Below are 15,454 nucleotides of genomic sequence, written 5' to 3'. Positions count from 1 at the left end.
TTTAAATACACAGTGCCAGTAATTGTCGCCATAAGATTACTCAATTCCGTTTTATAAAAGGCATAACTATGAAAAAGTACCATTCTTCTATTTTTTTCCGTTACTTATGCTCAAGTCTTTCTTGTGCATTATTATTGGGCGGTGCATTTACAGCTTCAGCTGCTGGGGATAAATTAACAGTTAGAGCGGGTCAAACGGGTTATTTAGGGGAGTTATATCCCGCGAACCGTAGTGCTTATTTGAATACTCATGCACGGTATCTAAGCCCATTCACCTATCCATTAAGTGATCCCAATGTTAACTACCCCATGTTACCTAAGTACGATACCTATCTTAAATTTTCTACTATGAGAAATAATACGATCCTATCTAATTTCCCAAAATATGAAGGTGCGCCAGGTATTCGCTTAATTAATGAGAATGATAGTAGCCGAATTATCGTTTTATTACTCAATGGTACGGTATCGACTTCTTATAAAAACTCAAGCTATGAGTCTGTTATCAAAACGGCCACCTTAAAACAATCACGACAAATTGCGGGAAATTTAAAATCCAGTGGGGATTTAGCTTGGGGATTGGAATACAGCTCTACACCAATTAATAATTACTTTCAAGCGTTGGGGACTCCTACGGGGTATATTCGCGCCGATATTACGAGCTTTTCAGCGTTTGCCAGTTCTCAGTCAGGTGGGCCCACAGCGGTAGTTAAAGGACGTTATCGATTATCAACCGATGAACAACTCATATTTGGTCAAGGTTCAATTTACTCCTATATGGGTTTCGCTCATGCGGATACTCAGTTACTGGCCGACAGCACACTCAGTATTGAAGCATTGGATTCTTGTACTGTCACCCCGATCACAAGTACTAATATTATCTTTAGTACCCAGCTAGCGGGCTATAAACAAAATACATTACTGGAAACACGCCCTGCCAGTATGAGTATTAACTGTGTAACTACGGGTAAATTGCTGATGGTGTTATCAGCAAACCAACAATTATATGGGCAAAATAGTACAGGTACCACGGCAGGCACTAATTTAGCTGGGATGGCGTTGGATTTAGTCTCGGGTAGCTCATCTGAAACTACCGAACGGCCATATATTGTGGCTTCCCAAACCGTGCCTTCATCTGACATCTGCCGCAATGGTAACCCGGATGGTATCAGATACTATGAGCGAGTCAAATTAGGGGATATCACAACGACTAATTTGAAAAAGAACTTATACTTCAACCTATGCCACAATGGTAGTGTTAGAGCAGGTAGTTATCGCGGTAGCATTGATGTATCGTTTTTCTTAGAGTAAATCATCGTCATTGATTTACTCTGTTAGCGCTCAGTCACTTAAAGTCATTGAGCGCTAATATCATTGAAGTCAGCCAGAAACATGCACTGTATTCGCGGTTTTTTTCGCCATTTTTAATGCACTTTCAATCGAATCTGCAATAGCCAAAGCAACACCTAACCGGCGAGTTCCTGCAATTTCAGGTTTACCAAATAACCGTAATTGCGTATCAGCCCCCAACGCTGCGCCAATATTTGAAAAGATCACATTTTGGCTTTGTAAATTGGGTAAAATAACCGCTGAAGCACTCGGCCCATATTGACGAATCACACCGATTGGGAAGCCAAGAAATGCGCGAACATGTAAGGCAAATTCAGATAAACTCTGTGAAATCAGCGTCACCATGCCTGTATCATGGGGACGAGGCGAAACTTCATTAAAAATGATATCGTCACCACACACAAATAATTCAACACCAAATATTCCGTAGCCCCCCAAAGAGGTAACAATTTTCTCAGCAACATCTTGCGCTTTTTTCAACGCCACTTCACTCATGTACTGTGGCTGCCAAGACTCGCGATAATCCCCTTTTTCTTGTCGGTGCCCTACTGGCGCACAAAAGTGAATGCCATCCACCGCATTAACCGTTAACAATGTGATTTCAAAATCAAAATTAACCATTTTTTCAACAATTACACGGCCTTGACCTGCTCGACCACCTTGCTGTGAGTAATCCCAAGCTTGATTTAATTCGTCTCGAGAACGGATCACACTTTGCCCCTTCCCTGACGAACTCATCACAGGCTTAACAATACAAGGAAAACCGATTTTTTCTGCTACTGCGATAAAATCGGATTTGCTGTCTACAAATTGGTACTCTGATGTTGGCAACTTCAACTCTTCTGCAGCTAAACGACGGATCCCTTCTCTATCCATAGTAAGAACAATCGCTTTCGCAGATGGAACTACTTTTTGTCCTTGTTGTTCCAGTTCCATTAATACCTGTGTCGCAATCGCTTCAATTTCAGGCACAATAATATCGGGTTTTTCAATTGAAACTATTCGCTTCATCGCTTCGCCATCAAGCATGTTTATTGTATAACTGCGGTGTGCAACATGCATCGCTGGCGCATTATCATAGCGATCAACCGCAATAACTTCGATGCCCAAGCGTTGACATTCAATCGCAACTTCTTTGCCTAACTCTCCAGCACCTAATAACATCACTTTTGTTGCTGATTTACACAGCGCAGTACCTAATTGATTCATGATTGATAACCTTACTGACAAAAAGTTGCTGCCAATTATATACGCAATCGTTTGCCTTTACTATCAAGGAAAAAAATACCATAAGACAAAAAATTTATAATTTGTTGATAATATGATTAATTATTTAATTTAATGGTGTTTTGTCACGCCCTGTAATAAAGGGTTCTTTATGAGAAAATTTAATATACTGTTTGCGCATGATAGCTAACACACAAAACATTAAACCAATCCAAATAAGTGAAAAACTAATGCCTTTGACCCAATCAAATAGCTCATTAAATAAAAATACGGCTAATAAGAATTGAATTGTTGGTTCTATATATTGTGCTAAACCGATCACTGTTAATGACGTTCGTTTAATTGCCGCGGTAAAAAAGAGCAAAGGAATGATCGTGACTGGAGCCGCTAACATATAAAGAACTTTTATTTGCCAATCCCCTTGGGCCACGGCACTTAAACCATTAGAAGCTAACCACCAAGAGATTGCTATTGCAATAGGCAGCAACCAAAGCGCTTCTAGAAATAAAGACGTAATCACATCAAATCGAATAAATTTACGGATTAATCCATATACCGCAAAAGCACTCCCCATGACTAACGCTAAAATAGGTAATTCGCCATACTGCCAAATTTGGTAACCGACCCCCGCACAAATAAAAATAACAGCCATTTTTTCTGCAAAAACAAGCCGTTCACGAAGGAATAAAACACCAAGTAGAATAGAGAATAATGGGTTAATAAAGTACCCAAGACTCGCGGCTAACACCTGTCCGTGAGTTAATGCGTAGGTAAATGTTGTCCAAGATATCGCCATAACCAACGAGCTAAATAAACACAGAATTATCGACCGTTTATCAGACCATACCTCGCGCCATAAAGATTTATTTTTAATAATCAAGCGAACAAAAAAAAGTATAGGCACAGACCAAATAAGACGTTCTGCAAGTAGCTCTAAAGGTTCCGCTCCGGGAAGTAAACGGTAAAATAATGGTGTGATTCCCCATAAGATATAGGAAAAAATAGCAAGAGCTACTCCCGAGCGAAGCAACATAATTTATCCACAATAAAATCTGATTAAATAATATTAGCTACTTATCATACGCCAAAATGCAAAAAATAAAACTTATCAACATCATAATATAGGTTGAATTATATCAAGTATTCTTAAAATAAAAGGTAACTATATCGCTACCTTTTATTTACTCGCTGCATATATCTTCATCAAAAAACATCACGCTGATGTAATGGTGGTTGCTGCTGCATAAATACACATAATTCCTCTTGTGTTGGCGCTGCGGCAATAGCACCTTTTTTGGTTGTCGCCAATGCACCACAAGCAGTAGCTTGCGAAATGACCTTCATCAGCCCCTCTTTTTCGTTGACTAGCCCATATTGTGAAATGGCCGCCAACAACCCCGCCATAAATGCATCACCAGCCCCTGTGGTATCAATACTTTCTACTAAATAAGCACTTACGGCCATTTGAACCGAAGAAGTGAACACCTGACAACCTTTAGCCCCTTGAGTAACAATTTTTAATTGGGCAGGATAGCTTTGCAATTTGGCGATTGCATTTTCAAAACGACTTTCTTGCGTTAACCACAGCAGCTCATCATCAGAAAGTTTTAAAATATCCGCTCGTTTTGCAAAATTATCAACAACTTGATGCATTTCATCGGGATCAGACCACATTTGAGGACGAATATTAATATCAAAACTCAGTAATCCACCAGCGAGTTTTAGTTGTTCGATAGCTGTCGATAGAGATGCTCTACATTGATGATGCACTAGAGCTAATGAGCAAAAATGCAAAATATCATTACCAAATTGCGGTAAGTTATTTGTCGTTAAAAATTGGTCAGCCGATGGAGAAACTAAAAAAGAAAACTCACGTTCTCCGTTTTCATGCAACGAGACGAGAACAGTACTTGTTTTGTACTTTTCATCAAATTCCATCGCACTAGTATCAACCCCTATATCAAATAAGGTTTTTTGCATGAAATGCCCGAAAGCTTCTTCACCGACTCGTCCAATAAAACCACTGTTTTGCCCTAAGCGTGCAACCCCAGCGGCGACATTCACAGGCGCACCACCAGCACAAGCTTCATATTGCATGTTTTGAAGAGGAATTAAATCAATGACTGCATCCCCTAATGCCCAAACTTTCATTATATCTCCTTTGCGAATTTTATATTTTTAACCTTTATTCCTATTCATAAATTACACATTACCAACTCATAAAAATAAAACTAGTAAACGCAAACTGTTAACGTTAACATTGAGTATAAAGAAGCCAGCAAATAAACGCACCTATTATTGAATTTCATGCGCTCATTTTGTTATCGCGATCGAAAAATGTTCAGGAAGCCATAATGAAAAAACAACTTGAATTAGCCAACGAAACCATCAAAACAGCAAGGGAAAGCATGAGCTTGCAGTTCTATCCACAATACCACCTTGCCCCTTATGTAGGCTGGATGAATGACCCAAATGGTTTGATCTATCATCAAGGACAATACCACGCATTTTATCAACATCATCCATTTAGTGCGATTTGGGGCCCCATGCATTGGGGTCATGCAACAAGCACTGATATGGTCCATTGGCAACATCAACCCATTGCGTTAGCACCAAGTGAAGATTATGACCGAGATGGTTGTTTCTCAGGCTCCGCAATTAGTTACGATAACAAATTGTATTTGTTTTACACAGGCCATATCTGGTTAGCAAATCCAGGTGATGACAGCCAAATCATCCAATCACAGTGTGTTGCAATCAGTGAAGATGGTATTCATTTCGAAAAGAAAGGTGTTGTACTTCCTTCCCCTGATGGCTATATGCACTTTAGAGATCCTAAAGTTTGGCAACAAGATGGCAAATGGTGGATGGTGGTTGGTGCAAGAGACTCTCAAGATCAAGGGCAAATCCTCTTATTCAACTCTACTGACTTATTAAATTGGGATCAAAATTATCAAATCCTAGCAAAAACTGACGACGATGATATTTATATGTGGGAATGCCCTGATTTCTTTCCATTAGGCGAAAAATTTATTGCCCTCTTTTCTCCTCAAGGAAAAAAAGCAAAAAATTATCAATATCGAAATTTATTTCAAAATGGCTATTTGGTTGGTAATTGGTCGCCTAATTTACCTTATCAAATTTCACATTCATTTACTGAGCTTGATTTTGGCCAAGACTTTTATGCACCTCAAACCTTTTTAGCTAAAGACGGTCGTCGTATCGCTATCGCTTGGATGGATATGTGGGAAAGTCATATGCCCACACAAAAACATGGGTGGTCAGGGTGTTTTACTTTACCTAGAGAGCTAACACTGAATGAACAAGGTAAAATTATCTCTAAACCTATAGAGGAATTGAAATCATTACGCCAGTCTGCAAGCCATTTTTCCGCAACAATGTTAGCCAAAAACAGCACCATAGTGTTGAATGAAAATGCGACAAGTTGTGAAATAGAACTTATTTGGGATTTACAGCAAAGCCCGGCTGAAAAATTTGGCTTTTGGATTGGATACGGCGTGCAGTTCTATGTTGATAACCAAAATCAGCAATTAACCTTAATGCGTCATTACCCTGAATATACAATTAGTGATAATCGTTGTGCTCCGATACCCCAAGGTCATCAACTTAAAATAAATGCTTTTATCGACCACTCTAGCTTGGAAGTATTTATTAATGATGGTGAACTCAATTTTAGTTGCCGTATCTACCCACACCAAAGTGAACGAGATTTAAGATTATTTGCAATAAATCACCAGGCTAAACTAGAAAAAGCGATTTATTGGGAACTCAAGAAAGCGATTGAATAACTGTCCATTCGATTTGCTTTCTCGGCGAAACTAAAAAGAATTACGTTCTAACAAGTCGCAAGCAACATATTCAACACTATTTTGCTGCCGTTCTTTTATGATGTGCAAAGCGGCTTGTTGACCTAACTGATAGTGCGGTAACACAACCGTACTTAATGGCGGGTAAAATAGCTCTCCGACACCTATCATATTATCGTAGCCAAGTACTGCGATATCTTGTGGGATACGTAAACCACGACTAAGCAGTACTTGGTAAGCTAAAAATGCAATACGGTCATTTCCACAAATAATGACATCAAAATCCGGTTTTTTATTCTTAAAATGACTATTAATTAAAGCTATAACATCTAAATAGTGTTCATCACCTAGCTCTAAATGGTATTGCTGAAGCGATGCTAGCGGTAAATTAGCCGTTGCCCATGCAGATTCCACCGCTTCACGGCGCGTTTTTCCAGCAAGTGTCTCTTGCGGGATATAAAGACAAAGAGGATTCCGATACCCTTTCTCTATTAAGCGATTAACTGCATTCAATTGACCATTAAAGTCATCCGGTACATAAGCTGGAAACTGCCCTTTTTTATCTATGCAATTAGCAAGAACCAAACGATTATTATGTAATCCTTCAGGAATAGTCACTTCTCGAAGCCCCATCGTAGTATAAATAATACCATCTGGCCGCTGGGATAATAATTGTCGGACAGCTCTTTCACTATCTTCACTGGAGGTAATATTAACAACAAAGCTACTCCAGCCGAATTGCCTCGCGGTTTGCTCTATTGAAAGAATGATTTCCACAGAAAACGGAGTTGTTGCTGTATCAAGAGCCAAAACGCCAACTGTCGAAACCCTAGAACTTTTTCCTCTAATCTTACGTGCAGAAAAATCAGGAACATAATTGAGTGACTCAATAGCTTGTTGGACCTGTTTCAAGGTTTCAGGCTTGAGTAATTCAGGGCTATTAATTGCCCGTGATACTGTCATCAATGAAACATTTGCAAGCCGAGCTACGTCTTTTAAAGAAGCCATTAAGTATATTCACTCATCAAACCTAGGTAAGAATAAATTTTAGCATGTTAAATATAAAAAGCACTTAATCTTCGTCAATTCACAAGTTAAGTACTATCACCTAAGAAAACAGCATAAAGTGTACATCTAAGACTTTTTATGACTAATGATTTAAGATATTATTGATTAGCTTTAACAATATTTCTATCTATTACTTTATGTTAAAAAACACATTTAATAAGTAAGTTCACCTAACATGTTACACGTCATTAATCGAATATTACCCAATGACACAAACTTTAACTATTGTTTCTATTTTTATATTAAATTTAACTAGATGATGTTTTTAATATAAATTAAGGTCAGTAATACACTAATAAAAAGAACAACGATCAGTAGAAAACATTATTGTGAAATTATAATTTCACTTTATTTATCTACGTATTTAATCAGATTCGTATGAATATCAAATCAGTTCAACAGGAGTATGGTGATGAATAACACCATTCACGTAATCGTAGAAAGTGATAATGTCTTTAAGAATAAACTGAAACTAATGATGGAATCTTTTGGTTTTATCTTTAGATTTTATAATAACGAAGAAGTGTTTATGAGTAATTATACTTACCCTAGTGAGGGTAATGTAAAAGAATGTATTTTATTATTCTTAAACAATGATGAAAATCGTATTAGTCGATTAAACAATATAAATAATTCATTTGGTATTGTTCCATTCATTGTGCTTGCTGAAGAGCCTTCTATCAGTTTGTGCCGTGAGAGTTTTAAAGCTGGAGCTTTTGATTTTTTCCCTTTTCCTTTCAAGGACATTGAAATTCTAAACTCCATCAGCAACGCAACAGAATTATTTTTAAATATGCATGAAAAGTATAAGAAATATACCTACCTCTCTGATAAATTTAACCGTCTTTCGGTTAGAGAACGAGAGATTATGGATATGATATTAGAAGGTAATACTAGTAAAGAAACCGCTGAAAAACTGTCACTATCACCAAGAACTGTAGAAGTTCATCGCTCTAACATTTATACGAAACTAGGTATTAAATCACTACCACAACTTATTCAAGAATACGAATATATTAATACCTATCCTAAATATATTTAATTTATATGATATGCTCATCTTGTTATAGCGTTATTATTTCTGGTGGTTTGATTCTAAGCCATCAGAAACTAATTACCTAAAAAATGCCAAAGACACTATAATTTAGATAAATATAGATAAAAATTCTGTCAATTTTGAAATAATAACTTGTTTTTATAAGTGATAAACAATAGCTCTACTCTATCACAGACTAAAGAAACCTAAGTGAATTGATAATTCCACTCGTAATAATAACTACTAATACTTGCAAAATAAAATAATACTTTTTTGTGTTACTGAAATATCATTTAAAATAATAGTGCAGTTATCACACCATTTTTTAGTAAGACAATGCGCTTTCTCATCGATATTTATCCATCACAAATCTAAAAAAATAGGGCTATAAACGACATACCAACTTACCTAACTCAAGCATAATGAGCATCGTTTTCATTTTCTTTTCTCGATACATCAAGTAACGACACAAGCAGATAGATTACGCTTTATTTATCTATCGACTGTCGTTCAAAATGTTGGTAAATTTTTCGCGCTTCGCTGTTTTTATGCTTTTTTGTTGTTGCCCACAAAAACATGCGAAAGCGCTTTTTTTTGCGGCCCAAAGCATACGAGAGAAGCTATTTGTAGTCTTTAATGTTAATTTCATACTGCTTTAGTTTGCGCCATAACGTTGTCCGTCCCATATTAAGGACTTTATGCATTTTTTGAATTTTACCTTCACAAGCCTGCGCCACTTCAATAATCAAAGCTTTCTCAACTGAATGAATATCCAAGTTAGCGAGTCGTTGCTCTACCTTATTTTCCCTAAAAATTTCTTGTTTATAATAGTGAAACTTCAACTTCCCACTCGCTTCCCTTGCTAAAGCCTGCGTAAGTGCAAACAAAATATTGCAGTTCTTCTGAGTTGAAGATAAAGCAACAACTAGAACTGGCTCTCCAGCATGTGAATACACTGGAGCTAGATAATAAAAAATCCCATGTAATTCGATTGGCGCGGCATACAACTTAGCCTGTGCTCCATAAGTTAAATTATCAGATAATAAGGTTGCTATCTCAAAATTGCCACCCAACTCATGACTAAGCCAAAGTGTTTTTCCATCAGAGCTAATCAGAGAGCTTCGAATATTATTATCATGTAATGAGGCTAATCCGCCTTCAATAGTTGTATAAGTAAGCTCTACAATATATTTATAATCATCTGAATTATAAATACTTTCTTTTACAGGTGTTGTAGTTGGAAATATTAAATGAATCGACATAGTTATCCTTATTCTTCGATAAGAGTTATCTGATTATGTCAATTTTCCATTTAATTATTATATTCTAGATCAAGTTATTAATTGATAGATTTAAACCAATTGATCCACATCAATTTTTCACAATTAAAAGCAGTAAATCAATATGGTAAAAAACAAAATGGCTAACTTAATTTACCTAAGTTAGCCATTTACACGTTTAAAACGCTCTGATTCACTTAAGAAGTGACAATATTTCCCCACAGGTCATATTCATCTGCATGCTCAACGAATACTTTCACTATATCCCCTGCGTTAACACCAAATTCACCATTAAGATAAACCATACCATCAATTTCTGGTGCGTCTGCCATGCTACGGCCAACAGCACCCTCATCATCAACTTCATCAATAATGACTAAAATTTCTTTACCAATTTTATCTTGTAAACGCTGTGTAGAGATTTGTTGTTGTAATTGCATAAAACGATGATAACGATCTTCTTTAATTTCCTCAGGGACTTGATCCGCCAGCTCATTCGCTTTCGCCCCCTCGACAGGGCTATACTTAAAGCAGCCTACTCGGTCTAACTTAGCTTCCGATAAGAAATCGAGTAGCATTTGAAAATCGTCTTCTGTCTCACCAGGAAACCCCACAATAAATGTTGAACGTAAGGTGAGTTCAGGGCAAATTTCACGCCAACGTTTAATTCGCTCAAGTGTTCTTTCTACAGCGCCAGGGCGTTTCATTAACTTTAAAATTTTGGGACTTGCATGCTGCAGCGGAATATCTAGGTAAGGTAAAACTTTACCTTCTGCCATCAAAGGGATGACATCATCAACATGCGGATAAGGATACACATAATGTAAACGTACCCATACGCCCAGTGAAGCAAGTTGTTCACATAACCCCACCATGCTAGTTTTTACAGGCTGCCCATCCCAAAAACCCGTTTTATTTTTAACATCAACACCATATGCAGAGGTATCTTGTGAAATAACCAGTAACTCTTTTACCCCTGAAGCGACTAAACGCTTAGCTTCATTTAACACATCCCCAATTGGGCGGCTATCTAAATCCCCTCGCATAGAAGGAATAATGCAAAAAGTACAACGATGATTGCATCCTTCGGAAATCTTTAAATAAGCGTAATGTTTTGGAGTTAGTTTTACCCCTTGTTCTGGAACTAAACTCAAGAAAGGATCATGTTCAGGTTTTGGAACATAGTGGTGCACATGGTTAAGTACCTGCTCATAGCTATGTGGGCCAGTGATTTCTAAAACTTTTGGATGTACTTCACGAATTTGGTTCTCTTTCGCGCCAAGGCACCCTGTGACAATTACTTTGCCATTTTCATTCAGAGCTTCCCCAATCGCTTCTAGTGATTCCTGCACCGCGCTATCGATAAACCCACACGTATTCACAATGACTAAGTCTGCATTATCATAGCTAGGAACGACTTGGTAACCATCAGTGCGCAACTCAGTTAAAATACGTTCTGAATCAACTAGGTTTTTCGGGCAGCCGAGAGAGACGAAGCCAATTTTTGGCACCGGATTAGTATTTTGCGACATAACTCACTTCTTTTTTTGTGTTATAAATATTGTTTTAGAAAAATGGGCGAAATTTTACCTGAAGAATTGAGGGAATTGTATAAATTTTTATCGAAAATAATCTGTATTTAACGCGAGAATAATAGAAAAAATTTGTGTTAATTAGGCGATTTCTACAAACCATTTTTGTAAAAATCACCTAAGAATGTCAATCAGCGATTAACCGAACGAGCAATACGTGAATAGGTGTGACGAACACCACGGATAACAATACTATAATTTAAAATATTCTCAGGTAATGCGATTCCGTTATAACCTGAATCACCAATATGGTGTAAATCTGTCCCGGTCATTTTGCACATTAATGCAATTTGCCGAATAGTTTGTAAATCTGCACCTTCTTGAGAAGTGCCAATCGCCGTCATTGTCATCACGCCTTGGGAATGGCAATAACCTACCATTTTTTGCACAAATTCTAATGAAATCCCAGGTACCGTTCCCGGAGCAGGGAGCAAAATAATATCCGCACCATTGTTAATAAAGGTACGAATATCATCTTCCGTGATGAGTTGCTCTGCCGAAGCATTTAAAACACCAGCAGCGTGCATTTTTCCCGTAATAAGCACAATATCTTCACCCACAACAGCTTTAAGCTCTTTAAGGCTCTGGTTAATTTCCTGATTAGTTACTCCATTGCCAGGGTTCCCCGTTAGAACAATAATATCCGCACCCATTTCTTTTAATTTAAGGGCATTTTTGACTGTTGCTAATCGCCCTTCTGACATTTTCCATTGCGCATCTTGTGTCGGATTATTAAAGCCCTCAGGTACAGGCTCTAAATTCACACCGATTGCTCGTCCCGTTAAACGCTTAAGTGTGCGAATGATTTCCTCAGGTTCAACCCCTTCGGGTAGGCCTTGCATAATCGGTTGATTAACATCAAAAACATTCAATAATAAAATGTCTGCACCTTGGCTTGCGGCTAATTCAGCATTTGTCACCGTCATTAATACGGGTTGAATTGTGCCTATGGTTTCAGAAACCAAAATTCGCCCTTCACTTGCTTTAATTGATTCTAATAGGCTCTTTTTATTGAGTTTTACAATTTCTGAAGCAGAGCAATCAAGATAACGTCGTTGCATGGCTATACCTTTATTTTCAACAAAATGAATGAAGTGTTCTTTCGCAATAAAATTCACACCTTCAAAATATATCATGTAGACAATAATAAACTGCCTAATAGAACACACTATTAGCAAGTTATTTTTTAAAGAATAATAACTTTTTCTAACACTTAGATTTTTATATAAAAACAAACATTTTTAGCGACTAGTAATTTACTTATCGTAAATTACCTCTTGTTTTTTAGTAATAGTAATGATTATCATTACAGCTCTATATCACTTATGGTAAGGACTAAAATAATGAAACTCGCCTATAAAGCTGCTGTTTCAGGTCTCGCGTTGTTTTCAATCTCAGCATTAGCTCAAGAGTACCCTCTCGGTCACCCTGTGATCAAAAACGGAATGGAAATCCAAGGTGTTTACCTACAACCAATTACAATGGATACCGAAGAAGGCCATCATGCGATGTCTCACTTAGCTGCAGATAAAGCAGATGTCCACTTAGAAGCAGATATTCACGCTGTTGAAGATAACCCAAATGGCTTTGCAGAAGGCGATTGGATCCCTTACCTAACCATTGAATATTCAGTCACTAAACTTGGTGATAAACCACAAACTCAAACAGGCACATTTATGCCTATGGTGGCAAGTGATGGCCCTCATTATGGTGAAAACATCAAATTAGATGGCAATGGTAAATACCGTGTCACCTATAAAATTTACCCGCCATCACACAATAAAGATGTTGCCTTTGGCCGTCATATTGATAAAGAAACGGGTGTGGCCCCTTGGTTCCAACCTTTCGAAGTTTCTTGGGATTTTGACTACGCAGGTGTTGGCCGTAAAGGTAGTTACTAATTTTTTAACCTAAATTAGTTAAGGGCTTAACCAAGGAAATTTTCTTGCATAAGCCCTTTTTTGTTTGTCGTTATAAAAGGATAAACCAAGCCAAAATGAAAACATTACTGAGCTTTTTACTGGTTATCACTTGTACAATAATTCCCCTACCTTCATTTGCTGCAGAAAAATATACTGTCGAATTAGAAATGAAAAATGGTGATCTTATCCCGCGTGTTCTTGAAGTTCCTGCAAAAACGATTATCCGCATTAAAATTACCAACACAGGCACTGAGCCCGCAGAATTTGAAAGTATTCAATTAAGAAAAGAAAAAGTTTTAGCCCCAGGTGCAAGCTCTGTTGTTGTTATCGCGCCATTGAAACCTGGCACATATACTTTTTTTGATGACTTCCATCTTTCTCACCCCAAAGGCGAGATCATTGCGAAATAAAAGGATTTAGCATGGGACAGGTTCTATTTGTTGTGTGGCGTGAAAGTTTTGAAGCGTTACTTGTCATTGGTATTATTTATGCGTGGATTAAACGACACCCTGACGCACACAATGGTATGAAATACCTCTGGGCTGGCGTCGCTATTGGGGTTATTACCTCCATCCTACTCGCTCTTCTCATCTATGGCGTATTTAATGTCCTTGATGATACGGGGCAATCACTGTTTATGATTTTTATGGAGTTACTCGCTTGTATTCTGATTGTCCAAATGGTGTATTGGATGAACAAACATGGCAGCTCAATGAAATCAGAAATTGAATCAGGAATAAGCCATAATGCTGCTCACCATAATTGGTGGGGAGCAGCATTAATTATTGCTATTGCCATTGCCCGTGAAGGAAGCGAAATCGTCGTCTTTTTATCTAGCTTTATTATGTCGTTAACCGCGTCTAATGCATCAACTTTCTTTATCGAAGTCGGTGGTGGAATGGCGATTGCAGGTCTTACACTCTATGCTTTCTTATTAACAAATCGCTTAATTTCTTGGTCTATCTTCTTTAAAGTTACCGGCGTTATCCTATTATTCCTCGCGTTATCTCTCCTACTTAAAGGGGTAGAAGAAAGTGCGAACTTACTGATTGAATATGATTTTGCTATCCCTGAGTTTTTAATTTATCCCGCTTGGGATACAACTGCATTTCTCGATGATTCAGGTATTGCTGGTAATTTTATCTCTTCTTTCTTTGCTTATCGTTCACAGCCTATTTGGCTCAGTGTTATTACCTTTATCCTTTATTGGGCTATTGTGATCCCATTGTTTACTCGGAGCAAAAAAAATGTCTAGCTCACTGAGGCATAGCATCAAATGGGTCTCTATTAGCTTAATACTCAGTATGGCACTACCTAGCTTGGTTCAAGGTAAAGCACTGAGATCCCCTGTACAAACAGGGGATAACATCATTATCGCTAAAGGGGATATTCCCACTCCTGAAAAATATCAACATGCCATCCAAACCTATTTAGCCTTTGCCACTGCTGAATTGGCAGAAATGGTGACGCAATTGGAATTGTTACAACAAAGTTTACAACAAGGAAAGCTAGAGCAAGCCCAAACCGCGTATATTCAGGCTCACCAACATTATGAAACAGTACGCCCGATTATTATTTTATTTGGTAATACGGATAGAACAATTAATCCAAGGGCCGATTATTTCCTTGATAAAGAAACTGATTACCGCTTTACGGGGTTTCATCTTGTTGAATACCAATTATTTATGCAAAAAAATACTGAACTTGCCTTAACGGCAAACCAAGAATTATTACTTAAAGGGCGTGATTTGTATAAACGGGTAGCAACTGAAACCATTGAAATACCTAAGCTCGTGCAAGCCTCAGCTGATTTTATTGAAATGATCTTAGAAACGAAATTGGGCGGTAAAGAAAATATCTACAGTTTGTCTGATTTAACTGATATTGCTGCTAATTTGAAAGGGTCACAAAAAATAATTGAAATTATTAAGCCTTTTATCAAGCCAGAGACCCTTGAAAAAATACAGAAAAATGACCAACTGATTAATCAAATAATGCAGTCATATCAACTATCAAATACGACATATCAACCTTATAGCCAATTACAACTCAAAGACAAAATGGCGCTTTATTCATTATTCACTCAGCAAGCCGAAACCTTAGCAAAATTACGTGCTGAGCTCGATGTCGATGTTTACTATAAATATTAAGGCATA

General features: G+C 37.5%; 14 protein-coding genes. 7 read left to right on the top strand and 7 right to left on the bottom strand.

Features of this window, described 5'->3' with window-relative positions:
• Positions 1-68 precede the first annotated feature (68 nt).
• Entirely contained in the window at positions 69-1,307 is a 1,239-nt protein-coding gene (locus PSF09_RS19395; RefSeq protein WP_272666501.1) for a hypothetical protein, read from the top strand.
• 69 nt (positions 1,308-1,376) lie between these two features.
• On the opposite strand, the gene purT is transcribed toward PSF09_RS19395, so the two are convergent.
• From purT to PSF09_RS19380, 3 genes are all read right to left on the bottom strand, one after another.
• The gene (purT, locus tag PSF09_RS19390) at positions 1,377-2,555 is read right to left on the bottom strand and encodes a formate-dependent phosphoribosylglycinamide formyltransferase (protein WP_210839645.1); all 1,179 of its coding nucleotides are present in this window, start codon (positions 2,553-2,555) and stop codon (positions 1,377-1,379) included.
• Positions 2,556-2,679: 124 nt separating this feature from the next.
• The gene (gene rarD, locus PSF09_RS19385) at positions 2,680-3,606 is read right to left on the bottom strand and encodes an EamA family transporter RarD (RefSeq protein ID WP_272666500.1); all 927 of its coding nucleotides are present in this window, start codon (positions 3,604-3,606) and stop codon (positions 2,680-2,682) included.
• Positions 3,607-3,776: 170 nt separating this feature from the next.
• Entirely contained in the window at positions 3,777-4,724 is a 948-nt protein-coding gene (locus PSF09_RS19380; RefSeq protein ID WP_272684364.1) for an aminoimidazole riboside kinase, read from the bottom strand.
• 203 nt (positions 4,725-4,927) lie between these two features.
• On the opposite strand from PSF09_RS19380, the gene PSF09_RS19375 reads away from it, so the two are divergent.
• A complete protein-coding gene (locus PSF09_RS19375) occupies positions 4,928-6,382 on the top strand; it encodes a glycoside hydrolase family 32 protein (RefSeq protein WP_272666498.1) in 1,455 nt (484 codons plus the stop codon).
• 30 nt (positions 6,383-6,412) lie between these two features.
• On the opposite strand, the gene PSF09_RS19370 is transcribed toward PSF09_RS19375, so the two are convergent.
• Positions 6,413-7,408 (bottom strand): LacI family DNA-binding transcriptional regulator, encoded by a 996-nt coding sequence (locus PSF09_RS19370; RefSeq protein ID WP_272684363.1) that lies wholly within the window; start codon positions 7,406-7,408, stop codon positions 6,413-6,415.
• Between the two features lie 472 nt (positions 7,409-7,880).
• On the opposite strand from PSF09_RS19370, the gene PSF09_RS19365 reads away from it, so the two are divergent.
• Positions 7,881-8,510, top strand: a complete 630-nt coding sequence (locus tag PSF09_RS19365; protein WP_272666497.1) for a response regulator transcription factor — start codon at positions 7,881-7,883, stop codon at positions 8,508-8,510.
• 614 nt (positions 8,511-9,124) lie between these two features.
• Here PSF09_RS19365 and PSF09_RS19360 read toward each other — a convergent pair.
• From PSF09_RS19360 to PSF09_RS19350, 3 genes are all read right to left on the bottom strand, one after another.
• Positions 9,125-9,766 carry a helix-turn-helix domain-containing protein gene (locus PSF09_RS19360; protein WP_272666496.1) on the bottom strand — a complete coding sequence of 214 codons (642 nt, stop codon included), beginning with the start codon at positions 9,764-9,766 and terminating at the stop codon, positions 9,125-9,127.
• A 215-nt stretch (positions 9,767-9,981) separates the two neighbouring features.
• Positions 9,982-11,316 (bottom strand): 30S ribosomal protein S12 methylthiotransferase RimO, encoded by a 1,335-nt coding sequence (rimO, locus tag PSF09_RS19355; RefSeq protein ID WP_210838103.1) that lies wholly within the window; start codon positions 11,314-11,316, stop codon positions 9,982-9,984.
• 191 nt (positions 11,317-11,507) lie between these two features.
• Positions 11,508-12,437, bottom strand: coding sequence for a DUF7916 family protein (locus tag PSF09_RS19350; RefSeq protein WP_272684362.1), 930 nt, complete (start codon positions 12,435-12,437; stop codon positions 11,508-11,510).
• Between the two features lie 282 nt (positions 12,438-12,719).
• On the opposite strand from PSF09_RS19350, the gene PSF09_RS19345 reads away from it, so the two are divergent.
• The 4 genes from PSF09_RS19345 to PSF09_RS19330 all read left to right on the top strand — a co-directional run bounded on the left by PSF09_RS19345 (position 12,720) and on the right by PSF09_RS19330 (position 15,448).
• A complete protein-coding gene (locus PSF09_RS19345; protein ID WP_004913787.1) occupies positions 12,720-13,277 on the top strand; it encodes an iron transporter in 558 nt (185 codons plus the stop codon).
• Positions 13,278-13,372: 95 nt separating this feature from the next.
• The gene (locus PSF09_RS19340; protein WP_210838100.1) at positions 13,373-13,708 is read left to right on the top strand and encodes a cupredoxin domain-containing protein; all 336 of its coding nucleotides are present in this window, start codon (positions 13,373-13,375) and stop codon (positions 13,706-13,708) included.
• An 11-nt stretch (positions 13,709-13,719) separates the two neighbouring features.
• Positions 13,720-14,553 carry an FTR1 family iron permease gene (locus tag PSF09_RS19335; protein WP_272684361.1) on the top strand — a complete coding sequence of 278 codons (834 nt, stop codon included), beginning with the start codon at positions 13,720-13,722 and terminating at the stop codon, positions 14,551-14,553.
• On the top strand, positions 14,546-15,448 hold the full coding sequence (locus PSF09_RS19330) for an EfeM/EfeO family lipoprotein (RefSeq protein ID WP_210838096.1): 903 nt from the start codon (positions 14,546-14,548) through the stop codon (positions 15,446-15,448). Before PSF09_RS19335 ends, PSF09_RS19330 begins: the two co-directional genes overlap by 8 nt.
• Positions 15,449-15,454 lie beyond the last annotated feature (6 nt).

The sequence above is a fragment of the Providencia sp. PROV141 genome (genome assembly GCF_028481645.1).
GTDB lineage: Bacteria > Pseudomonadota > Gammaproteobacteria > Enterobacterales > Enterobacteriaceae > Providencia > Providencia rettgeri.
Note: the sequence above shows the minus strand (reverse complement) of the source record. Positions and strands in the feature narration are given on the sequence as shown.

Coding starts and splice junctions, on each gene's coding strand:
- PSF09_RS19395 (WP_272666501.1), top strand. CDS start 69: ATGAAAAAGTACCATTCTTCTATTTTTTTCCGTTACTTATGCTCAAGT.
- purT (WP_210839645.1), bottom strand. CDS start 2,555: ATGAATCAATTAGGTACTGCGCTGTGTAAATCAGCAACAAAAGTGATG.
- rarD (WP_272666500.1), bottom strand. CDS start 3,606: ATGTTGCTTCGCTCGGGAGTAGCTCTTGCTATTTTTTCCTATATCTTA.
- PSF09_RS19380 (WP_272684364.1), bottom strand. CDS start 4,724: ATGAAAGTTTGGGCATTAGGGGATGCAGTCATTGATTTAATTCCTCTT.
- PSF09_RS19375 (WP_272666498.1), top strand. CDS start 4,928: ATGAAAAAACAACTTGAATTAGCCAACGAAACCATCAAAACAGCAAGG.
- PSF09_RS19370 (WP_272684363.1), bottom strand. CDS start 7,408: ATGGCTTCTTTAAAAGACGTAGCTCGGCTTGCAAATGTTTCATTGATG.
- PSF09_RS19365 (WP_272666497.1), top strand. CDS start 7,881: ATGAATAACACCATTCACGTAATCGTAGAAAGTGATAATGTCTTTAAG.
- PSF09_RS19360 (WP_272666496.1), bottom strand. CDS start 9,766: ATGTCGATTCATTTAATATTTCCAACTACAACACCTGTAAAAGAAAGT.
- rimO (WP_210838103.1), bottom strand. CDS start 11,316: ATGTCGCAAAATACTAATCCGGTGCCAAAAATTGGCTTCGTCTCTCTC.
- PSF09_RS19350 (WP_272684362.1), bottom strand. CDS start 12,437: ATGCAACGACGTTATCTTGATTGCTCTGCTTCAGAAATTGTAAAACTC.
- PSF09_RS19345 (WP_004913787.1), top strand. CDS start 12,720: ATGAAACTCGCCTATAAAGCTGCTGTTTCAGGTCTCGCGTTGTTTTCA.
- PSF09_RS19340 (WP_210838100.1), top strand. CDS start 13,373: ATGAAAACATTACTGAGCTTTTTACTGGTTATCACTTGTACAATAATT.
- PSF09_RS19335 (WP_272684361.1), top strand. CDS start 13,720: ATGGGACAGGTTCTATTTGTTGTGTGGCGTGAAAGTTTTGAAGCGTTA.
- PSF09_RS19330 (WP_210838096.1), top strand. CDS start 14,546: ATGTCTAGCTCACTGAGGCATAGCATCAAATGGGTCTCTATTAGCTTA.